19 protein-coding genes are annotated in these 24,328 nt (G+C 54.2%); 9 read left to right on the forward strand and 10 right to left on the reverse strand.

Going from position 1 to position 24,328, the window contains the following annotated elements:
- The first annotated feature begins 51 nt into the window (after nucleotides 1-51).
- Genes K239x_RS04085 through K239x_RS04095 form a run of 3 tightly spaced genes read left to right on the forward strand, consistent with a single transcriptional unit; the run spans nucleotide 52 to nucleotide 2,280 of the window.
- Entirely contained in the window at nucleotides 52-660 is a 609-nt protein-coding gene (locus tag K239x_RS04085) for a CDP-alcohol phosphatidyltransferase family protein (RefSeq protein WP_419189650.1), read from the forward strand.
- Nucleotides 653-1,642, forward strand: coding sequence for a phosphatidate cytidylyltransferase (locus K239x_RS04090; protein ID WP_145416378.1), 990 nt, complete (start codon nucleotides 653-655; stop codon nucleotides 1,640-1,642). Before K239x_RS04085 ends, K239x_RS04090 begins: the two co-directional genes overlap by 8 nt.
- A complete protein-coding gene (locus tag K239x_RS04095) occupies nucleotides 1,639-2,280 on the forward strand; it encodes a lysophospholipid acyltransferase family protein (RefSeq protein WP_145416379.1) in 642 nt (213 codons plus the stop codon). Before K239x_RS04090 ends, K239x_RS04095 begins: the two co-directional genes overlap by 4 nt.
- Before the next feature lie 25 nt (nucleotides 2,281-2,305).
- Here the strand turns inward: K239x_RS04095 and K239x_RS04100 are convergent, their stop codons facing one another.
- On the reverse strand, nucleotides 2,306-3,082 hold the full coding sequence (locus K239x_RS04100; RefSeq protein WP_145416380.1) for a PEP-CTERM sorting domain-containing protein: 777 nt from the start codon (nucleotides 3,080-3,082) through the stop codon (nucleotides 2,306-2,308).
- Between the two features lie 278 nt (nucleotides 3,083-3,360).
- On the opposite strand from K239x_RS04100, the gene K239x_RS04105 reads away from it, so the two are divergent.
- The gene (locus K239x_RS04105; RefSeq protein WP_145416381.1) at nucleotides 3,361-4,014 is read left to right on the forward strand and encodes an ECF-type sigma factor; all 654 of its coding nucleotides are present in this window, start codon (nucleotides 3,361-3,363) and stop codon (nucleotides 4,012-4,014) included.
- A complete protein-coding gene (locus K239x_RS04110; RefSeq protein ID WP_145416382.1) occupies nucleotides 4,007-5,953 on the forward strand; it encodes a serine/threonine protein kinase in 1,947 nt (648 codons plus the stop codon). The genes K239x_RS04105 and K239x_RS04110 overlap by 8 nt, the downstream gene beginning before the upstream one ends.
- A 63-nt stretch (nucleotides 5,954-6,016) precedes the next feature.
- Here K239x_RS04110 and K239x_RS04115 read toward each other — a convergent pair whose 3' ends face one another.
- Nucleotides 6,017-7,609: a S1C family serine protease gene (locus K239x_RS04115; RefSeq protein WP_145416383.1), complete on the reverse strand. Its 1,593-nt coding sequence runs from the start codon at nucleotides 7,607-7,609 to the stop codon at nucleotides 6,017-6,019.
- Between the two features lie 330 nt (nucleotides 7,610-7,939).
- On the opposite strand from K239x_RS04115, the gene K239x_RS04120 reads away from it, so the two are divergent.
- A complete protein-coding gene (locus K239x_RS04120; RefSeq protein ID WP_145416384.1) occupies nucleotides 7,940-10,024 on the forward strand; it encodes a glucuronate isomerase in 2,085 nt (694 codons plus the stop codon).
- Between the two features lie 163 nt (nucleotides 10,025-10,187).
- On the opposite strand, the gene leuA is transcribed toward K239x_RS04120, so the two are convergent.
- Nucleotides 10,188-11,843, reverse strand: a complete 1,656-nt coding sequence (gene leuA, locus K239x_RS04125) for a 2-isopropylmalate synthase (protein WP_145416385.1) — start codon at nucleotides 11,841-11,843, stop codon at nucleotides 10,188-10,190.
- Nucleotides 11,844-12,127: 284 nt separating this feature from the next.
- Nucleotides 12,128-13,300, reverse strand: coding sequence for a glycosyltransferase family 4 protein (locus tag K239x_RS04130; RefSeq protein ID WP_145416386.1), 1,173 nt, complete (start codon nucleotides 13,298-13,300; stop codon nucleotides 12,128-12,130).
- Between the two features lie 682 nt (nucleotides 13,301-13,982).
- On the opposite strand from K239x_RS04130, the gene K239x_RS04135 reads away from it, so the two are divergent.
- Nucleotides 13,983-14,291, forward strand: coding sequence for a hypothetical protein (locus K239x_RS04135; protein WP_145416387.1), 309 nt, complete (start codon nucleotides 13,983-13,985; stop codon nucleotides 14,289-14,291).
- Nucleotides 14,292-14,311: 20 nt separating this feature from the next.
- Here K239x_RS04135 and K239x_RS04140 read toward each other — a convergent pair whose 3' ends face one another.
- The 3 genes from K239x_RS04140 to K239x_RS04150 all read right to left on the reverse strand — a co-directional run bounded on the left by K239x_RS04140 (nucleotide 14,312) and on the right by K239x_RS04150 (nucleotide 18,291).
- Nucleotides 14,312-16,240: a sensor histidine kinase gene (locus K239x_RS04140; protein WP_145416388.1), complete on the reverse strand. Its 1,929-nt coding sequence runs from the start codon at nucleotides 16,238-16,240 to the stop codon at nucleotides 14,312-14,314.
- An 85-nt stretch (nucleotides 16,241-16,325) separates the two neighbouring features.
- On the reverse strand, nucleotides 16,326-17,642 hold the full coding sequence (locus K239x_RS04145; protein WP_145416389.1) for an ABC transporter substrate-binding protein: 1,317 nt from the start codon (nucleotides 17,640-17,642) through the stop codon (nucleotides 16,326-16,328).
- Nucleotides 17,643-17,706: 64 nt separating this feature from the next.
- Nucleotides 17,707-18,291 carry an HAD family hydrolase gene (locus K239x_RS04150; RefSeq protein ID WP_145416390.1) on the reverse strand — a complete coding sequence of 195 codons (585 nt, stop codon included), beginning with the start codon at nucleotides 18,289-18,291 and terminating at the stop codon, nucleotides 17,707-17,709.
- 194 nt (nucleotides 18,292-18,485) lie between these two features.
- Between K239x_RS04150 and K239x_RS04155 the strand changes: the two genes are divergently transcribed.
- Nucleotides 18,486-20,009 (forward strand): pectate lyase, encoded by a 1,524-nt coding sequence (locus tag K239x_RS04155; protein ID WP_419189651.1) that lies wholly within the window; start codon nucleotides 18,486-18,488, stop codon nucleotides 20,007-20,009.
- Between the two features lie 48 nt (nucleotides 20,010-20,057).
- Complete coding sequence (locus K239x_RS04160; protein ID WP_145416391.1) at nucleotides 20,058-21,509, forward strand: MSCRAMM family protein; 1,452 nt, start codon at nucleotides 20,058-20,060, stop codon at nucleotides 21,507-21,509.
- Nucleotides 21,510-21,681: 172 nt separating this feature from the next.
- Here K239x_RS04160 and prmC read toward each other — a convergent pair whose 3' ends face one another.
- From prmC to rpmE, 3 genes are all read right to left on the reverse strand, one after another.
- Nucleotides 21,682-22,572: a peptide chain release factor N(5)-glutamine methyltransferase gene (prmC, locus tag K239x_RS04165; protein ID WP_145416392.1), complete on the reverse strand. Its 891-nt coding sequence runs from the start codon at nucleotides 22,570-22,572 to the stop codon at nucleotides 21,682-21,684.
- 103 nt (nucleotides 22,573-22,675) lie between these two features.
- Nucleotides 22,676-23,755 (reverse strand): peptide chain release factor 1, encoded by a 1,080-nt coding sequence (prfA, locus tag K239x_RS04170; protein WP_145416393.1) that lies wholly within the window; start codon nucleotides 23,753-23,755, stop codon nucleotides 22,676-22,678.
- Nucleotides 23,756-23,980: 225 nt separating this feature from the next.
- Nucleotides 23,981-24,229, reverse strand: coding sequence for a 50S ribosomal protein L31 (gene rpmE / locus K239x_RS04175; protein WP_145416394.1), 249 nt, complete (start codon nucleotides 24,227-24,229; stop codon nucleotides 23,981-23,983).
- Nucleotides 24,230-24,328 lie beyond the last annotated feature (99 nt).

Genomic DNA, 24,328 nt, shown 5'->3' on the forward strand with positions numbered 1-24,328 from the left:
ATCTTTCAACGCTTGGCTGCTTGGATGGCAAAAAGCTCGATCACACCGAACATGATTTCCACGTTCAGCATCGTGTTTGCGATCGCAGCGGGAATCGCGATGGCGTTGACGAACCAAATCGATACTGGACAAGCGGATGTCGATTGGTACCGTCGTGCTCTTTGGCTGATCGCGGGTGTCTGCATTCAAGGACGACTGATCGCGAATTTGTTGGATGGAATGGTCGCCATCGAAGGCGGCAAAGCATCGCCGGTCGGTGAACTGTACAACGAAGTGCCCGATCGGATTTCTGATGTGGCAATCTTCATTGGCGCGGGCTTGGCCGTAGGTGGGCGATTGGATCTGGGATTAACGACTGGTGTCGTGGCTGTGTACGTCGCTTACATTCGCGCAATGGGAACCAGCGTCGGTGTGGGACAAGTCTTTTTGGGGCCGATGGCAAAACCGCATCGGATGGCTTTGATGACTGCGACTTGCGCAGTGTGCGCGATCCTGCCGATAAGTTGGCAACCGATTCACACGGCGACCGGCATCGGAATCGTCGGCGTCTCGCTGGTGCTGGTGATTGTCGGAGGCGCAGTCACATCCGTTCGACGACTCAGGCGGATTGGACTGTTGATGCGACAGCGCGCTGCGGCATCGGAGGCTGCTAATGTTTGATCATTTGTCGACGCACGTTTTGTTGACGCTCTTTGGGATCGTCGTCGCGTTGGTCACGTCAAACGCGATCTTATGGATCGCCACGCGAAAGAACCCGACGCGAGATTTGACCGAAGTTTCACTGCGGCTGAAAACTTGGTGGATGATCGTTGGACTGTTCAGTTTGGTTTTGCTCATCAGTCAAACGGCATCGATCGTCTTTATGGCGTTCGTCAGCTTCCTGGCGCTGAAAGAGTTCTTGTCGTTGATTCCGACTAGGCGCGCCGATCATCGCGTTTTGTTTTGGGCGTATTTGGCAATTCCGATTCAGTACTATTGGATTTACAGCCATTGGTTTGGTTTGTTCATCATTTTCATTCCCGTGTACATGTTCATGTGGCTGCCAACGCGGATGGTCAGCATCGGCGAAACGGACGGTTTCTTGCGAGCCGTCGGTACGCTGCACTGGGGTTTGATGACGACGGTGTTCAGTTTGTCCCACGCGGCGTATCTGCTGGTGCTGACGCCCGGCGAAACGTCGCTTGTTAAGCCGCAGTGGTCATCCGAAGCAGCGGCTGCGTGTAGTGGAGTCAGTTTGTTGCTTCTGCTGGTGTTGCTGACTCAGTTCAACGACATCGCACAGTTTTGCTGGGGAAAAATGCTGGGAAGCCGCAAGGTCGCGCCGAAAGTCAGCCCCGGCAAAACATGGGGCGGTTTGCTAGGCGGCGTTGCCTCGACCGTAGCCTTGGCCAGTGTGTTGGGGCCGTGGTTGACTTGCATGGATCTCACGCGGTCGGCAATCGCAGGGCTGATCATTGGCATCAGTGGTTTCTTTGCGGACCTTTCGATCTCCGCCCTCAAACGCGATTTGGGCGTCAAGGATTCCGGATTCAGTTTGCCCGGCCACGGCGGAATCTTGGATCGCGTGGATAGTCTGACGTTCACCGCGCCGTTGTTTTTTCACTTCGTTTACTACTGTTACGGTGAAGTGGTGGCGAGATGATCAACAACGCACTGCGATACTTGTATTTTTTGCTGATCGTCCGGCCGTTCGTGTTGGTAGTGATCGGATTGAACGCACGCGACTTGGATCGGTTGCCCAAGCACGGTCCAGCAATTGTCGTCGCAAATCACAACAGCCACTTGGACACGATGGTGTTGATGGCCCTGTTCGGGATGAACCGCTTGCACTGCGTTCGCCCGGTTGCTGCTGCGGACCATTTCTTGCGCAATAAATGGATGGCATGGTTTTCGACCAAGATCATCGGAATTATTCCGCTCAAGCGTGACATGAAGGGTGTTCGCACGGATCCACTGGCAGCTTTGAGTGAAGCGATCCAGGACAATCAGATTTTGCTGCTGTTTCCCGAAGGCAGTCGCGGCCAACCCGAAGTGCGTGAGAAGTTCAAAACCGGTGTCGCGCACATCGCCAAACGGCACCCCGAAGTCCCGATCACACCAGTGTTTCTACACGGTCTAGGAAAGGCGTTGCCCAAGGGCGAAGGCGTTCTCGTGCCATTCTTCTGCGACGTTTTCGTAGGCGAACCGCTGGCATGGAAAGGTGATCGCGCCAACTTCATGGCCGAAATGGAACAGTCCATCGACAACTTAGCCAGCCAAGTCCACCAGCCAGAGTTTTAGGTCGGTAGGAAATCTCGCTACGCAACTAATTGGCTGGCCGAATGCGGCGTCTGCGTCGGACGGTCGCAATCACTGTGCCTGCGAGAAGCAGAGCAAAGCTTGACGGTTCGGGAACGGCGGTTGCATTGAGTCTGACGAAGTCGAAGTCAACTTCTAGATCTGAGTCAGGGAATAACGCGTCGATTTGGTTTATGTTGACGAGTCTGATTTGAAGTGACTGGCCTAGTTGGGCGTGGGATTCAGTTGTCGCGAAGGAAATATTGCTGGTTTCAAAGGTTCCTTCGGCGATGGAACCACTCAGCGAGTTGTTGTCTTGCGCAATCACAACGCCTCCGGCCAACAGGTCGACGCGATAGCCGGGGAAACCCCTTAGGTCGAAGGATGGTCCCGACGCAATGTTTCCGATATCGACATCAAGCGAATAGGCGGTGTTGGGCTGGAGGGTGGCGGCCAATGTCTGTTGCATTCCGTATTCGCCTTGCCCACCGCTGCCTTCGAAATTGAAGGCAATCCCAACTCGTTGGCCATCGGTTGCACCGCCCGGAAAGAACGGTGAGCCAGCACTTGGCGTTAATGTACCGATGTAGTACGTGCCGCCTGCACCGCCGCCGGTGATCGAATTTGGATCGTAAAGCCCCCAACCGTTGTTCAGCGGGCCAAAGGTAAAGCCATTCGTGAAGTTTTCACCGCTAATGTCCTCGAAACTGGGGTTAATCACGGTCACAAGTTCGGCGTTGCCAGATGTCGCAAATGTGGCAACCAGGCCAAGCACAAGAAACAAGATTCGGTGCATGCGCGTCATGATTGGCTCGTGTGGTTGTGAGTAATGGAACGAGTGGGAAATGCCTTCTGGAAGGTGACTCGCCAAAACTTTGGAATCGCGACAAGAAAAGTCCGCTTTCCATCGCTAGATTCGTGCACGAATGTGATTTGCCCCGCCTCAGGCGTCATTCGCCCGGCGAAAAGAGCCGTCAAACAACCCATTGCTTCATCAAACTGGCGAAATCACACTACATGGTGCCGCCGCGTCAAAAGTGCCGTTGACGCGTTACGCCAGCTTGGCCTGCTGGCAACTTTTCGATGAATCCCGTTTTCACGGATACGACTGTGACGGACGCCTCTGCGAACGATCAAAATCCGGGCAGCCTGGCATCTTCTGACTGGCATGCGAGATTGCGTTCAGGCGATCCAGAACTGACCTCCCAACTTTGGGACAAGTACTTTCGGCGGATGGTACTGCTGGCCAGAAAACGCATGGGGGGCACACCAGCCGCAGCTCGAGACGAAGAAGATATTGCCCTGAGCGCTTTCAAGAGTTTTTGTCTGGGCGTTCGGGCAGGTCGCATCTCGCTTGATCCAGAAGATGTCAATCTGTGGCCGCTGCTGGTTACGATCACACTGAACAAAGCAATCGACCAGATCCGACACGAAAATCGGCTCAAGCGGAACACGCGCGACAACCCCGCCGGCAATGAGCCCAAACCGGATATCGAGGAGCTTTGCAGCCGTGAGCCAACGCCCGCCATAGCAGCGGCTGCATCGGAGACACTTGAGAACATGTTAGATTGCTTGCGGCAAACGCGAGACGGTGCTTTGCAAACGATTGCGATTGCAAGTATCGAAGGAAGCTCGGCTGGCGAGATTGCTGTTTCATTGGATTGCTCTCAGCGAACTGTTCAACGCAAATTGAAAACTATCAAAGCACTCTGGGAAGCAAGATTCGATCGTGATTGAACCAACACCTTCCACGTTCGATTCTTTACCACCCGAGCAGATGATTCTGGTCAATCGATACTGTGACCAGTTCGAATTGCTTTGGCAGCAGACACGCGATGCGTCGCCTTCGGAGTTCTTAGGAACGGTTGATTGCACTGATCAGAGAGTTCTTGGAGCTCTGGTTGAAGAGTTGGTGGCGATTGACATTCAGTACCGCCGAAAGTTCGGCTTGCCGGTGGAACGCAGCGTGTACGAAAGTGAGTTTCCGTCACTGTCGACCGACTTGGTGGACACGCTTGTCGAAGGCACGGTTGCGGGGCCGGTGGACGCAAATCGTTTTCATCCAGGCCAGCAGATAGGCGACTATGTGATCGAAGGATTGGCTGGCAGTGGTGGCATGGGGCAAGTCTACCGGGCGAAGCACAATCTGATGGGCCGGCGGGTTGCCATCAAGTTGTTGCAACAAAGTATCTATCAAGATCCTGTGGCCAGAAAACGTTTTGAACGCGAGGTTCATTCGTTGGCGTCTTTGTCGCATCCGAACATCGTCACCGCGTTTGATGCACGCGATGTGGACGGTGAGTTGTGTCTGGTCACCGAATGGGTCGAAGGAGCAACGCTTTCGGACACCGTGCGGACGCGCGGCCCATTGCCTGAATCGGAAGTCATCGAGATCGGCATTCAGACAGCGGGCGGTTTGAAGTACGCACACGATGCAGGGATCATCCACCGTGATGTGAAGCCCAGTAATCTAGTCATCGACGCTGATGGCCAAGTCAAGATTCTGGATTTAGGGATCGCTCGACTGAATTTGGAACCCGATCGCGATGCGTCGGTTGAGCCGTTGACGCAATCGCACCAGATGATGGGCACAGCAGAATTCTTGTCGCCCGAACAAGCTCGGTCACCGAAACGAGCGGGTGTTGCCAGCGACATTTACAGTCTTGGCTGTACATTGTTTTACCTGCTCAGCGGCCGTCCTCCTTACACGGGCGACTCGCCGATCGATGTGGTTTTGAAGCATGCCAATTCACCAACACCTGCCCTGTCGGCTTTCTCGACTGGCAAAGGCATTTCTGATCCGCTTAGTCAGTTTGTCCAGCAGATGATGGACAAGGATCCGGCGAAACGGCCAGGTTCGATGGCGGAAGTGACCAGTGTGCTGTCGGACGGCAGAGAGCGCGACGTGGTGGCCAGCGAATCAGCGACTGTTGGGCGGCAACGACCGATCGTTCGTCAGCTATCGCTGGCAGTAGTCGCTTGCGGAATTCTGGTGCTTGGATGGTTGGTTGCAAAACCATTGATGCAGCATGGCGTGTCGGGGGCGAGTCTCTCCAGTGGTTCGGGTTTGCATTTCAATGGTCGGACCAGTTACGCGATCGTTCCTGGATTCGATGTTCCCGTCAGTGACAATGCAATGATCGAAGCGGTTGTCACACCACACGCCGGACCACTGCCTGCGAACATTGTTACTTGGACAGGTTCAGAAAGCCTGGTTTTGTTTACCGCAAACGGCAAGAAATGGGGTGTGGCTTCGTTGCGTGATGGCGAGTCGACTCTTGTCGTGTCCAATCAAGAATTTGTCTTGGGCAAGACTTGCGTCGTCGCTGCGCAGCGGAGAGGTGCTGATTTGAAGCTGTGGCTAAATGGAGAGCAAGTCGATACGCGTCCGCTGGAATATCAGCTTCATTCGAGCGAACCGACTTTGTGTTTTGGCGGAGTGCCCGGGGATCTCTTTCCAGACGAAAACTGGGATCGGTTTTTCGCGGGTGATATTCACCGCATTCGCCTCTCCAATTCGCCACTGCCCGCCCCAGCGACAGACGCGGAGGACCTGACGGCCCTGGAATCAACGGTTGCGTTGTTTGACTTTCACGAGGGTGTGGGAGAATCAACGACGGATCGCACGCAGTTTGGCTGGACGGCGACGCTCGTGAAATCTGCGTGGGCGAACTAGTCGTCCAATCTGCTTTGCCGTGTCCGATTGGGCGGCGGTTCCACAGATCCAGCCCCTACCAGGCTATGGAGTCAATTCGGTGGGGCGAGCGTTTAACCGGACGCGGAGCTTTTTGACCGTTATCGTGTTGGCTGATTCTTTGCGTCGCACTGACAATTCGACTTCCGATCCAGCGATCGCGTTTCCGATGATTCGCATCAAGTGACCCATGTCACGAATCTCGACGCCGTCGACGGCGGTAATGATGTCACCGGGCAGGACGCCTGCGATGGCTGCTGGTGACCGACGATCAGCTAAACCGCCCACCAATGCGCCCCGCATCCGATGGTTTTCGCCGACAAACTGGTCGTCCGGAACTTCCGCCAATGAAACGCCTAGCCAACCGCGGTCGACGCGTCCTGAACGGATTAATTGTTCGTAGACTTCGTTTACAACATTGCTGGGGATCGAAAAACTGACGCCTTGGTAAGTGTCGCCGACGATGGCTGTATTGATGCCGATCAACTGTCCTTTGGCATCAACTAACGGCCCGCCACTATTACCGGGGTTTACCGCGACGTCGCTTTGCATGAAATCTTGGTAGCGTGTGCTCGCGCGGACCATGCGGTGCTTGCCGCTCAGGATTCCAAATGTGACGGATCGATCAAAGCCAAACGGACTTCCGACGGCCCAGACGGGCGAACCAACGCGGCTTCGATCACTGTCGCCCCACTGAATCGGAATCAAGCCGGTGCCATCGATCTTCAAAACCGCTAAATCAGTCAGGGCATCGGTGCCGACGATTGATGCGCCGACTTCACGGCCGTCGCTGAGCGTGACCGTGATGTCTTCTCCGTCGGCGATCACATGGCGATTCGTCACGATGTAGCCAGCTTTGTCCACAATCACACCGCTACCTTGATCGGCCGCCGGCATCATTTGAGTGGAAAGCAAACGATTGACTTGAGATTGATTCGCTGGCGAACGACGCTCGACTTCGATGTGAACCACGCTCGGACCGACGACCGAAGTCACCATCTGATAGGCTTGGCTAAGCGTGTCCAGGGAGACGTTTTTTAGGCCGTCAGTACCGGTTTCGTATTCAGCACGCAGTTCGCCGCGATGCCAAGCGAAACGGATTTCTTCGACGATTGAAGGAACCGCGTAACGGGCTGCGGCAAGCATGCACGCCATCGTGACCAGCAGCATCAAGCTTTGCAAAATGGGGTCGGGGCGTCGCAGCGTTTGTGTGCTTCGCTGGTTTGTCGGCGGCGATTTCGGGGCAGCTGTTTTGGCGTCAGATTTTTGGCCAGTGGGAGACGTTTTTCGTGAACCCGCCAGTGTCACTTCGGTCGACCGCGAGTTGTCGATGCGGTGAATTTCCAGCGAAGCCGGTGGCTGAAGGCTGTTGGGGCTGACTCGAGGTGGTGCGACGGGATTCGAAGCGACTTTCGATACCTGGGCGGGCCGCTGCGGCGCCGAATTGGCTGGCAAAGATGGATCGGTTGCGTCGACCGGAACTTCGCTTTGGAGCTGCGGGGAGTTCTGTTCAGACCGGAAATCATCCGGTCGGAATTCGCTGAGGCGGAAATCATCTCGCCATGGATCGTCAGGCTGGTCACCATTGGGCCAGTGATCGTCGGGCCGGCGAGCATCGGCGGGATCTTCTGGCGTCATCGTTGGACCAACTCCACAAGGGAAGAATTGCTGGGTGGTGACTCGTAAGCCAACGGCCGCTGTGGCAACGAGACGCTGCAGCGAAGATTGGAGCCCACAGTTTAAGGTCTTTTTTGCAGGTTGTCGCGTGATTTTGTCTCGTAATCGACGCGAAAAGAATCGGGGGTCCGCAGAATCGGACCTTCAACAGGCTTCCGCTCGGGGGATTTGGCGATCTCCGCAAAATTGTTGGGTGCAGAGAGACTGCGAGAAATTATGTCAGCGACTATGTTGAGGGTTTGAGATTTAACACCACTCCCCTGCCCTTCGATTCACACGCCCCCCGCTGAAATGTCACAGTCTGCTCGCGATTCTATCTACGAAGCGATTGCTTCGATCCGTTTGGTTGATCCTCATACGCACATCAATCCGCACAATCCAGGTTCGCAAACCCTGGCCGACATTCTGGGCTACCACTACTACACCGAATTGGTCCATTCGGCCGGGATGCCCAAGTCACGGATCGAAGAAGACGGGATCTCGCCGCGCGAGCTGGTCGGGCGTTTGGTCGAAGGCTTGCCGAACATCGAGAACACGGCCAACTACCAATGGCTGATCAATATCTGCAAAACGTTCTTTGACTTTGAAGAAGACCGGATCACCGCTTCCAATTGGGAGTCGTTGTTTGATACTGCCGAAGAAAGAATGAGTTCAGCGCAGTGGCCCGAAATGGTGCTGGACAAAAGTAACGTCGAAGCGGTCTTTCTGACCAACGATTTTGACGACGATTTGGAAGGCTTCGACACCAATACATACATCCCTTGTTTGCGCACCGATGATCTTGTGTTTCATCTTGGCAAAAGCCAGACGCGCGAAAGACTGGCGGCGTGCAGCGGCATCGAATTGGATGGTTCGCTGCAAAGCCTGCGAGAATCGCTACGGCAGCGTTTTGAGCATTTTGTTCCACGTGGCGCGCGGGCTTGCGCCATTTCGATTCCACCTGATTTTCAGCCCGGTCAAGTTGCCGATGGACGAGCGGAAACTGCGCTCGATGCCATTTTGACCAAAGGCGTCGACGCCGACGCGTCGCATCATGTTGCGCTATCACGCCGAGTCTTTTGGACGCTGGCGGAACTGTGTGATGAATTTGGTGTGCCGTTTGATTTGATGATCGGCGTTAACCGTGGCGTGTATCCGGGCGGTGTTTATCAAGGGCAAGACCTCTACGACAGCCGCGTTTCGCTGACGCAGTATCGTGAATTGTTCAACGCTTTTCCGGACGTGAAATTTCCCGTCTCTGTTCTGGCAAGTGTGACCAACCAAGAGCTGGTCAGTCATGCTTGGATTTTTCCCAATGTGATCACGAACGGTCACTGGTGGTACAGCAACACGCCGTCGTTTATCAAACGCGACACGGCGGCACGCTTGGAAGCAGTTCCTCGCAACAAGCAAATTGGCTACTACAGCGATGCGTACAAGCTGGAATTTGTTTGGCCCAAGTTTGACATGTACCGAAATATTTTGGCCGATGTTCTGGCCGACTATTTCGTAGGTGACTGTGGCTGGAGCGAAGAACAGGCGATTGAATTGGGCTACCAAGTGCTGCGTGGAAATGTGGACGCGATTTTTCCTAGTCGGTCGGGCGATGCCGAATCAGACGACGCCGCATCGATGTCCGCTGCTGAAGGCGACTCCCTGGGCGTTGCGGGATTAACGGGAGCCGGCGCAGCAATAGCGGCGAGCGCAATGGGGATGCTGGGAGTTGGTGACGCGGCGGAGGTGAGCGGCGTACACGAAATTGTCGATGATGCGTCAGAGCTCTACGACACGGTTGTTGACATCCAGGAGATTGCACCGGAGGCGGTCGAAGAATTCGATGTCGCCGATGAAGAATTGGACTTGGATCCCAACCCTAGCGAAGACGAGATTCAAGCAGCGGATGTGGACGACGTGGAGCTTAGTGATCTATCAGAGAACACTGTTGATGCCGGTGTGATCGAATCGGAAGCGGAGCCAGATGCACTGGACGTCGGTGATCTGCTGGGTGACAAGGACGTCACTGCAGAAACAGACGAACTGGATCCCGACGTCGCCGTTGATTTTGATGAGGATGCCGACGGTAATTCAGAGCTCTCGCCAGAGATTCAATTGTTGCGTGGCGAATCGGGATTTGCACCCGACGAAGCATCGTTGCAGTTGGTCAAAGATCCCGTTACCGGTGAACTGACTTTCGCGGAACCATCGGCTGACGAAGATTTGCAGGGCGATGATGCTTCCGCTGAATTGGATTTGACCGACGATGAAACAGATTCAAATGACGACAGCTTTGGTGCGGGTTTGGAAGTGAATGTCGAATTGGACGAACCAGCTGACGCCGGGGAAGAAAGTGCGAGTGATATCGACTTGCTCGATTTCGATGGCGATACCAACAGCTAGGATCGACCCCACGTTAAGTGGCACGAAACATCGTTGATTCTCCGCGGTTGAATTGCTCGATCGCATTGTGCCCCGCCTGGCTGCTGAAAAGAAATTCAGGCCGGCGGGACACATCGCTGTGTCTGTTGCATTGCGTTCAACAGTTGCGTTTAGAAATCGCTGCTTAGGTTGAGAGCGAACGATTGATGGCAGCGACCAGAGCCATGATGGATGCTTTGGTGATCGATTTGCTGGTGCCGGCTCCGAACAGTTCTTCTCCGTTGGGTTTTTGCGCCAGGATGTACGCGGCTGCCGAACTACCCGAACCGGCTTCCATGGCGTGTTCGTTGTAGTCCTTGATGTCGTAGTGCAAACCAAATGTTTCTGTCAGCACGTGGACGCATGCATCGAGCGGTCCGTTGCCTTCGCCCAGGATCGTGTGATCTTCGCCTTGGTAGGTGAATTCAAATTGGTAACGTTCGACGTTTTCTTTGTCGCATTCGACAGGTTTGTGCGATCGATAAACTAACGTTGCCGATGGATTGATGTACGTATCGACAAACTTCGTCGCGATTTCACGCGAACCGATTTCTTCGCCGGTTTCGTCGGTGATTTTCTGAATCACTTGGCTGAATGCGACCTGCAGACGTCGTGGCAAACGAAAGCCAAGTTCGTTTTCGACTAGGAATGCGACTCCGCCTTTGCCGGATTGGGAATTGACGCGAATCACCGGATCGTACTGCCGGCCAATGTCCGCCGGGTCGATCGTTAGATAAGGCACCTCGAAGAGATCTTGTCCGGTTTCTTCCATTGCGTCGTAGCCCTTCTTGATCGCGTCTTGATGCGACCCAGAAAACGCGGTGAAGACAAGATCACCCGCGTATGGCATGCGTTCGGGGACTTTGATTTCGGTGCAAAATTCGGCCACGCGGCGGACTTCCTTGATATTGGAAAAATCCAACGTCGAATCGATCCCCTGCGTCGTCATGTTCAGTGCCATCGTGACGATGTCCAAGTTGCCCGTTCGTTCGCCATTGCCAAACAATGTTCCTTCGACGCGATCTGCGCCGGCCAACAGTGCCAGTTCGGATGCGGCGATTCCTGTTCCACGATCGTTGTGGGTATGGAGCGAGATGATGCTTTGTTCGCGGTGTTTGAACAAACGACAGAACAATTCGATTTGGTCTGCGTGGACGTTTGGCGTTGATAGTTCAACGGTCGAAGGCAAATTCATGATCGCTTTGTTATCGACCGTCGGTTGCCAGACGTCACAGACCGCATCGCAAATCTCCGCCGCGAATTCCATTTCGGTGCCGGTGAAACTTTCGGGCGAATACTGGTACCGAATCGTGTCGTCTTTGACATTGGAGGCTAACTGGTGGATCAGCTTGGCTCCATCGACCGCGATCTTGACGACGTCGGCTTTGTCAGCGCTAAAAACAACGCGGCGCTGCAAGACGGACGTGGAATTGTAAAGGTGCACGATCGATTGTTTCGCACCGCGGATTGCTTCAAACGTCCGCTCGATCAAATGCGGCCGCGCTTGTGTCAGCACCTGGATCGTGACGTCATCGGGGATCAAATCGTTTTCGATCAATTCCCTGACGAATGCAAAATCCGTCTCCGATGCTGCCGGAAATCCAACTTCGATTTCTTTGAAACCGATTTGTAGAAGGGTGCGAAATAGCTCCATTTTCTTCGCCGGGCCCATCGGATTGATCAGCGCTTGGTTACCGTCACGAAGGTCAACGCTGCACCATATTGGCGCTTGGGTGATCGTGTTGTTGGGCCAGGTTCGATCGGGCAAATTGATCGGCGGAAACGATTGGTATTTCGACATTCTGGTGTCTCGCGTTGAATTGCGATGAAAGGAAACGCTAAGGTTTTGGCATAAAAAAACCCGAGTCTGCTGCTCTGACCAGAGCGACTCGGGAACGTTGTCTTGTATTTTGGGATCACAGCGTGGTGATCGTGACAAACCCTTATCGCCCGCCGGAGAGGCGTCGCAGGAGTAGCAGCGATAGGAGCAAGTTGTTTGTCATGGACGCATCATAAACAGGGGCGCGGCAGGGAGTCAACGGTTCTTGGCGATTCATCGGTTTCTACGACGGCAGTGCACGCCGCTTAGGCAGTCTTTCCGCTGATGGTACGAACCACGTTGCAGAAACAGTCAGCCGAATTTGCCGGCGTTGCGTCGGCGGCGGTGGTTCGTGCCGCATCGCTCATCGCCGCTAATTTCACTTGGCTCGTCCGTAAAGCCGTATCAATCGATCGCATTATCGATTCATCGTCCAACGGGTCGAATCGCCAGCCGTTTTTTCCTTCGATGACTTTGGCTTCGACTGACTGAGCCAGCACACTCCCCAGGACCGGAAGTCCCGAGGCCATCGCTTCGATGGGGACCAGTCCCCATTCGTCGCCCAGCGTGGGGAAGACACAGATGTCAGCCGCTTGGTTCGCCGCGGAAAGTTGTTCGCTATTGCAGTGCCCCAGTAGATCAATCTCCAGTCGGTCGCTCTGCAATGCCTTGACTTGGTCCGCTAGCGGTCCATCACCCGCAATTGCAAGGGTAACGCGTGTGTGATCGTTCTTGCTCAAGTAATCAGCGAGCAATTGTGTAAAGGGAAGAATTCCTTTTCGATCGCTGATCACGCCACAGTAAAACAGTCGGCGATGCCCGTCGTCGCTGAAAGTTTGTGCGCCGCCGTAAGTGGTTTCGTGATCAATGCAATACGGAAAGTGAAACAGGCGTTCTTCGGCAAATCCGATCGATTCCAAATAACGCTTGCAGCTTGGGCCGTTGTACGTGGCATAGTCGACGCGTGATTTAATGAATCGTCGCGTCAATCGACGAAGCATGCCGCGCTCGTTTTCGATGTGATCGGCCATGTTTCCAACCATGACCAAGGGCACCTTGCGATGGGTCAGTCGGTAGAGACTGCTGAGCACCGTCCGCATGCCCATCTCGTAGCTAAACACGATATCCGGTTTCAGTTCTTTGAGCGTTTTGACCGTGTCAGTGGGGATGTGAATGAAGTTCGGTTCATTGAATCCTGACGAGTGTTTCCATCTGGCGGTGATCATCTTGTTCTTTTGGATGCGAACGTTGAGATCTCCCCAATCCGCTTGCCACGCTCGATCGGGTTCCATATCCGTCGATAAGAGGATCGTCAGCTTGCCGACCTGTTTGGTGACCTCCTGTAGAACCAGCGAGTGATGCCGGCGCAAATAGTTCGTCAACACGACCACGTGCGCGTCCCGCAGGGCGGGGACAGAATCTTTGAAGCGGCTGATCATCGGAAAGGGCGACGCATCGAAGCGTTTTTTGAGGGAGACAAGTGGGGGCGGTATTTTGCCCAGGCAACGTCGGTGCGCTAAGGCGCCGGCACGCTGAGAAGTCAACGCGGTAATTACGAGTACTACTCGCTGCGTGCCGCGAATGAAGCAGCCGGGGCATCGAATCACGATGTTATTTGCAATGGCACGATTCCTAGCCCGCTTTCGGTCCGTTTAACGGCATTTGTCCATTCGTGAGTCTGGTGGATCACGCTGGGAGCGGGTTTGCGGGCGAAATCGATGGTTTCTGGCTTTGATCCGGTCGAAATTCAGAGTTCCAAGAGCGGGTTTTGGTGCGCCGTCGTGCGATCCGACGCAAATCTGCCATTGATTATTTGCGTGCGTCTTGCGTACGCCCTGCGTAATGTTATATTGGTGGCTGATTCTTTTGACATGCACACTGACTGACAGGCCACCTATGACATTTTTAATGGTCAACTTGGAGGATTCGGCCGACTGCCGAAAAGCCCTTCACCATCTGCGTCGCCGCGTTCGGCGGCTCGAGTCGCGAGGATGCGAGCCCGGCGGAGACCCGGACGGTCCACGGCCCAAATTTGATTGCGACGACACGTCGCTCGGTCGACCTGAGGGTCCGCCGCGTCGCGGTCGAAAAAAGCATCGCGGCCGACACGGACCCGATGACATGATCGACGCAAAATCGACCCTAAAGCAAAAATTGGAACGTGTCCGGCGCCGCGGCGTTTGGCGATTTTTGTCAGGCATTGCTCGGCTGAACGAACAGCCGCGTTCACTGGCAGAATTTGACGACGCGCTGGATTTGTCCAAGAACAAGATGCGTTCGACCAAAGCCATTTTTGCAAAGCTAGAAAACCGCTTGGACATGCGGTTCTTGGTTCCCGATCCGAATGGCGAAGAGGACGATGCGGGAAATCCTCGTTACGTCATGCCCAAACGAGTTCGTAAGCAGATTCGGAATCTGATCGACGACTGAGTTGGTCGCCGATGCGCAATTCAACGTTGTCCATGTGACGAATCCGTGGGCTCTGGACCGATCGCATCCGCACTGCCGGGAATCTCTACGTCAGCAGGATTACTGCAAGGCCAGGTGAATGAAAATACTGCGCCTTGGCCAAGTTTGCTTTTGAGGCTGATTTCACCACCAAGTCGTTCGACCTGTTTCTTGACGATCGCCAAGCCCATGCCCGTTCCTTCGACTTTGGCATTGGTGACTCGTTGGTACATCTCGAACACTTTTTTATGGAATTTGGGTTCGATTCCGGGGCCATTGTCGGAAACTTCAAAGTGCATCCAGTCGCCGACGCGATCAGCACGAACCTTGATTTCGCCGCCGCTTTCGCGGTCGATGTACTTCACGCCATTGGTGATTAAGTTCAGCAAAACTTGATTGAGCGGCGTCTTTGATGTGTAGAACTCGACGCTCGGAGGCATCGCTTCAATGCGGATGCCCCGAGGAACTTCGATCAAAGAAACGATCGAATGAACAATCTGGTGAGTGTCGACTACTTCTGGAATCGCGTCGATTCGTCCCGCACGCGAATACTCCAGCAATTCGTTTAGCAGCATTTCCATTTTGATCACGCGTTCTTGCATTTGCTGCAAGTGGAGTTGTGACTCTTCGGGCAATTGGTCGCCGCAATCTTCTTGGACCCATTGGGCAAGGTGGTTGATTCCACGCAGAGGCGACTTCAAGTCATGCGAAGCGATGTAAGCAAAATTGTCTAGCTCTTGGTTGGTCAGTTCCAGGGCTTTGGCTTTGTCCGCCAATTCGTCGGAAAGCCGCTGAGACCGATGGAGCAGTTCGCGTGTTTCCAGGTTCTTTTCGTTGAAGATTCGTGCGGCTCGCGCCATTCGGCCAATTTCATCATCCTGATCGAGAGCCGGTATCTCGTCGACTGTTTGCCCCATGCCCAGTTTGCGAAATGTTTCGGTGATGCGCGAGATTGGAACAACGATACGATAGGACAGGCGAGCTGCCATCCAAATCGCAAACGCCAGTGCAGCCAGCGACGCGAGGAGCCCGAACCAACGGGATTGGGTTGTCGCGTTGGTCCGTCGTTGGCGATTCAGTTCGCGATTGGATTCGACAAAGCGTTTGACTTTGTCGGAGAAGTGCACGAATTCAGAGATCTCGCCCGACATGACTACGTTGGAGTAGTACATGTAGCCGCGAGTGGCTTGGAAAGCCCGCGTGCCAGAGCTTTTGAAGTCGACCAGCTTTTTCTTGAGCAATGCGCAAAGTTCAAGAACGGCTGCTGAATCATTTTTTTCCTCGATTGTTTCTACCAAGCTGCGCGATGTCGCGATCCCGTCCATCGCATCTCTAAATGCGATGTAGTCCGGTTCGATAAAATATTTCTGAAGCGATTGGTAGGAAGAAGCGTGTGATTGAACGAGTTCGACAAGCTCGGCGTCCAAGCCAGTCGCTTCTTCGCTGGCTAAAAGTATCAGCTGGTTGATCGATTGTTCGACACTGTCGTATTGGGACGGCAGATCGTCAAAGACCAGCCTGGTACGTAAGTCGCGTTCTTGGGAAGCGTGTTTGAGCTGATCGGCAAACATGATCAGCGATTGTTTCATCTCGCTAAGCGTCTGATGCAAACCAGTCGCGTTGGTTTGCTGATTGACGTTGTCGATTTGGGAAAGCAGGCTGCGCTGAAGTCCCAGGGCGGTTGTGAGCTGAGATTTATTGCCCGTGCTGAGATATTTTTCCGACCGTGCTTTGAGTTCTTGCACGTTCCGATCGAGTTCACCCACCTTGCTGAGAGTCTGTTCGGATCGCTCGTAGACGGCAAAGAACTTGATCAGTTTGGTCTGGCCAATCCACCCAATTGCTGTGCTCAAGACGCACAACGCGACGAGCCCGACGCAGGTGCGATAGATTCGCCGGCGCAGGGACGGCTGGTGGTTGTCGCCGAGCATGGGGGAAAGGCTCTTGTTAATACGGAGTGAAAAACGATAAGCGGTTGATAAGGATTATCGGTCAGATAGTCAGATGTTTACGACGCTATCCCGACAAGAAATCGTTCCAGCGAAGCAAGCTGTGTTCGTACGTGTTCATCACGGTGTTCCATACCGCAATGTTGCTAAATCGACGTTTGTAAGATCCTCCATCGCGAATACTTCCTTCCGTGACCGCGGTTTCGCCAGACGTTCCCGGAAGGTCCTCGGATGCGGGTTTACCCTGATACCAATAATCCCACTCGGCTGGACTCAGCTCACTCTTGGACCGTTGGGGATTGGAAATGTAATAACCCTGGCGGGCGATGAATGCGCCGGGCCAGCCCGAGAGCCACCAATTCATGTATTCATATGCGGTGTCTTTTGTATCACCGTCCGTCGCAGACGAAAGGCACATCACGCCGTGCCAAGCCCGATAGCCTTCGCGCGGTGATGCGTAAACACAATCGATGCCCTGTTCACGCAGCTGAAAGACAGCAGGCGAAAACATGCTTGCGATGGTTGTCTCCCCTCGTTGCATCATTTTGACGGACGCTGGAACGCTGCTCCAAACGCCGCGAAAGTGGCCTTCACGTCGCATTTTCAGCAAGACCGTGAAGAGTTGATCCAGCTCTGCTTTGGTAATGTCACCGATGTCTGCGAACTTCATTAGGCCCTTTGCTTGGACGGCCAGTGCGAGGTCAAACAGCCCGATGGTTGGTTCGTTGACAATGGCAACTTTCCCGTGCTGCGTTTCATCCAGTAGCCATCCCCAGCTTTCGGATTCGTAGGGGGTTCCGCGTGGGATCACGTCCGCGTTGTAGCCAAACGAATCTACATTGTGGACGTAGGGAAGAAAGCTAACTCGCTTGGTTTCTTCGTTGCCCAATTGGTCCTTTTCTTGAACATACAAAATTCGATTAGGCGCGTCGCCCGCGCCTAGTTTGGCGTCCGGTGAAAGTCTGCCCGTTTTTGTCAGTTCGTTGATCTCCGACCAGTACCGGATGCGTGTGGTGTCGATCGACTGAATGGCTCCTGCTTGCCAGAGCACGCGGATGCTGTTGGACCATTGCTCGTACAGGTCAAACGATGCGGGTTGTGTCGACGCCTGATGAAGCACTTCTGCACTTCCGCCAGGTGAAAACTGGAGCTCGATTCCCAGGTCTGACTGAGCTCGCTGGCGAAGTTCTTCTTGGAGTGTCACGTGCGTGCCCAGCACACGTAGCACGCGGCGTTTCTTTACCAGTACAGTCGGCGCCTCGGCCGCCGGTGCGTTTTGTTTGGTCGCAGCGAGTCCGGTTGCAATGAGGCCCGTCGTAGCGAGCGACGACGTGATAGCGGTCGTCGATCTCTGCAGTGCTTCGCGACGATTGATTTTCTGCATCGCATCTTGCCTGGGAAAAAGTTTCTATCGACAGAGTGGGCTGCCAGTGCGGTGGGAACGGAGTTTAGCTTTGCGAGTGATCGATGCGAACGTCAACGTAATCCATGCTTGCCGCTGTGGCTGCTTGAAAACCGAGCGGCGAATCTTCGTAAACCAGGCAAGTGTCGGGGGCAACACCCAGACGCCGGGCTGCTTCGAGAAAAACGTCGGGTTCGGGTTTATGTAGCTGAGTGTCTTCTGCTGCAACGATCGCATCAAATAGCTGCGTCAATCCAATGATCTCCAATTGAGCCAAAACGACTTCGCGTTCACTGCCCGACGCAACCGCCATGGGCATTTCACCAGCGTAGTCTTTGGCGATCTGGCAAATGTCCGCTCGCGGCTCCAGTTGGCTGATATGGTTCATGAAAGCGGCCTCTTTTTCCGCGGCGACTGCGACGGAATCGATGCTGATGCCATGATCCTTGGACAGAATCGTCACGATTTTTTGTGTCCGCATTCCTCCCATCGCATAAAACCGCTCTTCGGTAAACTTGATGCCGTAGCGGTCCATGGTTTCGCGCCAGGCAAGAAAGTGCAAAGGCATCGAGTCGGTCAACGTACCGTCGCAATCAAAAATTAGCCCGCCGTATTGATCTCGTAGTTCCACTGTGGGGTCCAATGTCGATTAAGTTAAGTTAAATGATTCGAGTGAAGGATCATTGTTTGACAGGGGGCTGCTTTTGTGAAGTTTGGCCAGTCGTATATCACCCGCTGATTTTTTGCGGGTCTGTTTCAATGAGCCATTTTTTAGTGAGCCGTTTTCCAGTGAACGATTCGATGACCTGCAGGAACCCCCGCAAAATGAACTGCCCAGCCCAGTGGAAGATCCAGTGGAAGATTCTGTTCGCTGCCGTTTTGGCTGGAGTGTCAGTCACTCTTCACGCCGATGACAGCCCCCGAGTAAAAGAGTTGACGGTCGCCAAAAAAACGCTTGCCTCTGCCACGCAGTTTATGCGTGATCGCGTATCGGTTCACGGTGGGTACTCGTGGTTTTCCAGTGCGGATGGAAAATTAAGCCATGGCGAAGGTGTCGCCGGGCCCGAGCGTGTCTGGGTTCAGCCTCCTGGTGCGCCAGCAGTCGCAATGGCAATGTTAAAAGCTTATCGGGCGACAGGTGATCCCATTCATTTGCAGGCTGCCAGAGATGCGGGAGACGTGTTGATTGGTGGCCAGTTGCGCAGCGGTGGCTGGGGGTATTCCATCGAACTGGACGAAGAGGCTCGCAAGAAGATCCCGTACCGCGTTGGTCCAAATGGCGGGCGCGATAAGATTTTGCCTCATCAATGGCCTGGCGGGTGGGGAGTCTGGAAGACTCGTAAGTACAAGACAAACCGAACATTGATCGATGACGATACCACTCCGTCGGTGATTCGTTTTTTGGCTTCCCTTGATCAATCGCTTGAATTCAAGGACGCCGAAGTTCACGAAGCGGTCATGTACGCGCTGCGGTCGGTCATGGGATCACAGTATCCGATCGGTGCCTGGGGCCATAACTACGATCGCTTTCCACTGGAATCTCCCAGCAAAACTCACTATCCGATTGTGAAAGCATCGTACCCCGATCGTTGGACCAAGAAATCGCAGAACGATTTTACTGGTTGTTACATGCTGAATGATCGTCAAACGATGAACATGATCGAAACGATGATGCTGTGCGCAAAGATCTACAACGACGATCGTTTTTGGTATAGCGCGAAACAAGGTGGCGAATTTCTGATTCTGGCTCAGATGCCGGATCCACAACCTGCTTGGGCTCAGCAGTACAACCACATCATGCATCCCGTTTGGGATCGCAAGTTTGAACCGCCTGCGATCACCGGCGGTGAATCCCAAGATGCGATGCGGACTTTGATCCGACTTTACCGCGAAACGAAAGATAAAAAATTCTTAGAGCCGATCCCGCGAGCGTTGGCGTATTTGAAAACATGCTTGCGTGACGATGGAAAACTTGCACGCTACTACGAACTAAAAACCAATCGGCCTCTCTACTTTGATAAGGCTTACCAAATCACTTATGACGATGCCGACATGCCTGATCACTACGGGTTTATTCGGGAGTCGCAGTTGGATGAAATTGAGCGAGACTATTTGGCTGTGCTGAACGATCCCGACGCTCCGATTCAGTTCCAGTCAAATGCAGCCATTCGCGCTGCTGCGACGAAAGCAATGCAAACCCAAAACGACGACGGTGCTTGGCTGGAAAAAGGATTCGTACGCAATCAGGATGGCAAAAAAGTCATTCCACCCGAAGGTGTTGTTTCGTCACAAACCTATATCGACAACGTGGACGCAATTTGCGAACTGATACGTTTATTGAAAGAGTGATGTAGACCGACAGATTGGCTTGCCTGAGGCACGATGAGGAGGAATGAAGTGGATAAACGATCGGTTTTCGGATTGGTGTTGGGTTTTCTGAGTGTGCTCTCCCCTGCCCCGTTTTTAACTCAACTGCGTGGTCAGCCTGCAGGCAACAAAGGCGCGGCCGTTTTTTACGAGCCGATCACGGTCATCGGCTCGGCAACGAACGCGGATGGTGAACCGATCGAGGACGCAACGATCTATCTGGCCAGCGTGCGATTTCGACAACAATTGCTTGGCGAGACGACCACTGATGCTCAGGGCAACTATCGTTTCGCGAACGTCAGTCTGCCTGTGCAGCAGTCTGATCGTCGCGGCAGCGAAGATTATGGTGTGTTTGAAGTTTTCGGGGCGGCCAAGGGATACAGCACCACTTGGCGTGGTCAGCGTTGGTACTATCCGGATCGACGTCTTGGAGTCGGCGAACGCGACAATCCCACGGAGTTCGTGGGGGGCCAGCCTATTCGCCAAGATCTGATTTTCCGAACGCCAGCGAAACTGAGCGGACGTGTCATTGATGAAGATGGCGTCCCTATCGCGGGAACAAGGGTCGTTTTGTTCAATGCCCAATCGGTCTCAGTTGATGGGTACGACGGCGAAGTGGAAGGCGACACATACGTCGGGAGCGAAGACTTTACGGCGCTGTATCTTTCTCGCGTGATTCCCGCGGACATGCGGATGCGGACGACTGATCGTGAAGGACGATTTGCTTTCGACAATGCGAGAGCCGAGACGCACTACCGCATGTACGTTACGCCGCCAGGGTTTGCCAAACGGCAGGTCTATGCAGCGACGTCAGAACCAAGGAACGTTGCACATTTGGGGCGTGCAATTTTGTTTGACGGCATGACGATTGAGTTTCGCAAAAGGCAGCGAAGTCGGATCACGGTTCTCTACGACGATACGGGGAAGCCGGCCAAAAACGTTTTCGTCAATGTCTCGGGTGATGACGCTCATCAATCGGAAACGACGGACGCGAACGGCCAGATCGAAGTGCTTCTTCCCCCAGGCGAGTACAAAGTCGGTTATCGCACTGAGTATGGGACACCATACTATTCACGGCACGCGAGAGAAGGCAGAATCGTTCATCGGATCAGTGGAGATACCAATGGCAACCCGCTAACGATCCGGTTGGAACGCGTAGCGACACTCCAGATTACGGTCCTGAGTGATCCGACTGGCAGGCCACTCGAAGGTGTCGACATTTGGGTCAAAGGTGGTGACTACACCGGCAGTTACGCTTGGCGAAGTTGGAAGCCGCCCAATATTTCGTCCGTCGAACGGCCTCGCACGGATGCCGACGGGCAGATACAACTCTTTTTGCTCGCAGGAGTTTACCGAATTGGGGCAGGCGACCAGTTCGCACCTGTCAGGCACCAAATCGATACGAAGGGCAGCGAAGTGCAATTGCAAGCTGGGCAGAGCCAAGCCATCACGCTGAAATTGAAGCGTCGCGGCGCGCGTTGAAAATGCAAACAGGCAGCAGGTGCAATTCCCCGTGCCGCTGGCAATCTCTTGTGCCGCCGGCAATGTTTCGTGCCGTCCACTTACGGTTTCTTGACCAAGCCGGTGCTTGATAAAGCCCGTGCTCGTTAAAGCCCGGGGGATTTTCACGAGCGAGCGGCAAAGCGGAGTCTGCTTAGTGCTTTCGAGCGATTGAGAGAATCCGCTTATGACCCGCGAGGTCTTTGATGAAACGCAGGTCTTCGAGCTCCGAAATTTGGCCGACCAGTTCGGCGCAGGCTTCCGCGATCATCGGGCTTAGTTCGATGATCAGCCGGCCGCCGGGATTGAGCCGATCGTACGATTCCCCTAGCAAACGCTTGATGATTTCGGTTCCGTCGGGACCCGATACCAGAGCTTGGCGCGGCTCAAAATCGCGAACGCTGGGTAGGAGATCTTCGTATTCAGCTTCGCTGACGTACGGTGGGTTGCTGCAGATGATGTCGAACTTTGCGGGCGATTGGACTTCAGCCAGCAAGTCGCTTTCGATGAAGCGAATTCGTGAATCGACTTTGTGTTTTTCGGCGTTCCAGGTTGCGATTTTCAGTGCTTCGCTGCTTTGATCGATCGCCGTAAATTGGGCGTTGGGCAACGCGACGGCCAAAGCGATCGCGATTGCACCGCTGCCTGTGCCTACGTCAGCGATCTGTAGCGGCGCATCGGTTTTGTTGATCAACTTGGCGCAATCGAGTGCTTCGATGACCAAGTGTTCGGTTTCGGGACGCGGGATCAAGACGTGTTCGGTCACGCGAAACTTCAGCGAGTAAAATTCTTTGTAGCCGACCAGTTGGGCCACCGGCATGCCCTCGCCGCGGCGGCGAACCATTTCGCGGAAAGCGACCTTTTCTTCTTCGGTGGGAATTTCAGCAAACGAGGTATAGAGCTGGATTCGTTCGCAGTCTCTGGCATGCGCCAGTAGCACTTCGGCGTCGAGTCGGGCCGACGGGCTGCCGCGTTTCTTGAAGAAATCCGTCGTCCACTCCAACAGTCGCAAGACTGTCCACGCTTCTTCCTCGGTGTCGGACATGGTGTTGGTAAGCAAGGTAGATGGTAGTGGATCTTGCCAATGATCCGTCGGTGCAAGGATCTTTGGCAAGATCCACTACGGCAAGAATCGAAGTCGCGATTCGTTAGTCGACCATGTCGCCGCGAAGTTGATCGCGATCGTATTCGATCAAGGCATCAGTCACGGCTTGAACATCGCCGGTGATGATTTGATCAAGTTTGTAAAGCGTCAGGTTGATGCGGTGATCGGTCAGACGGTTTTGCGGAAAGTTGTAGGTGCGAATCCGTTGGCTGCGATCACCCGATCCAATCAAGCCTTTGCGTTGTTCGGCCTGCTTGGCGGCTTCTTCTTCGCGTTTCTTTTCGTAGATACGAGCCTTGAGTACCCGCAGTGCTTTGGCCAAGTTTTTGTGTTGGCTCTTTTCGTCTTGGCATTGCACCACGATTCCGGTTTCGTGGTGAGTCAGTCGGCATGCGGAGTCGGTTTTGTTGACGTGTTGTCCGCCCGGTCCGGATGCTCCGTAAAAGTCTTTTCGATAGTCGTCAGGTTTCAGGTCAATTTCGATGTCTTCGGGTTCCGGCATGACCGCGACGGTGGCCGCGGACGTATGGACGCGGCCCTGGGTCTCCGTTTCGGGCACACGTTGCACGCGGTGTCCGCCCGATTCGTAGGCCAAGTCGCGGTAGACGCTTTCGCCTTCGAGTGTCAGCGTGATTTCCTTGAAACCACCCATCTCGGTGGCGTTCATGTCCATTATCTCTGTCTTCCAGCCTTTGGCTTCGGCGTACCGCCGGTACATCTCAAACAAGTCGCGGGCAAACAAAGCGGCTTCGTCGCCGCCCGCACCGGCTCGGATTTCCATCACGCAACGAGTTCGGTGGCTGTCTTCGCCGCCAACGGTCAGTGAAAGTAGGTCTTCCCAAAGCGTTTCGCGTTGTTCGCGAAGTTCGGCCATTTCGGCTTCGGCCATGTCGCGTTCTTCGGAATCATCCGCGGCTTCGGCCATCTCCTGGCAACCGTGGATCTCGTCGGTTAGCCGTTTGAATTCGCGATACTTGGTCGCGACTTTGGCTAGTCCGCCGTGCTCGCGCGCAGTCGCGCTCATCCGCGCCCCGTCTGCCAAGACTTCGGGGTTGGACATGTCGCTTTCAAGCTTCTCGAAACGAGAGAGCTTTTCTTCCAGGGTATCGCGAATGGTGCTCATAGTGCTTGAAGTTTACCGGTCGCGGGAGAGATGTCACAGTAGCCCGTGTACTTTCGTAGTCACGCGACGTCGCTGGCGGGCATTGGGTCTATCAGTCGACGTCGTTTGAAGATCAGTCAAAGCGACTGACGTTGCTTTTGTTCCGCCAGCGGCGCCGCGGGACTACTAAAAAAGCCGCATGGGGGTTTCCCATGCGGCTGATTCGTTTGCGAAGAAATGAGAGCGCTACTTGCTCTTCTTCTTGGCTGGTTTTTTCTTTTGAAGGCTGCCGTAGGTACCAGCGGCGAACTTCTTTTGGAACTTATCAATACGACCGGCCGTGTCAACAAACTTCAGTTTGCCGGTGTAGAACGGGTGGCAGTCGTTACAAATATCGATTCGCAGCTCGTCTTTGACGCTGCGAGTTTGAAACGTGTTGCCACAACCGCAGGTCACGGTCGTGTCTTGGTAATTCGGGTGGATTCCCTCTTTCATCGGTCTTATCTCTTAAGTCTGGGGGGTATTGTCGGCTGGCAAAGTACAGCCTCCCGGGCCACGAAAGATACGCTAAATAGCGTGTTTTGGACAAGGCCT

It is taken from the genome of Stieleria marina (genome assembly GCA_007741555.1).
Lineage (GTDB): Bacteria > Planctomycetota > Planctomycetia > Pirellulales > Pirellulaceae > K23-9.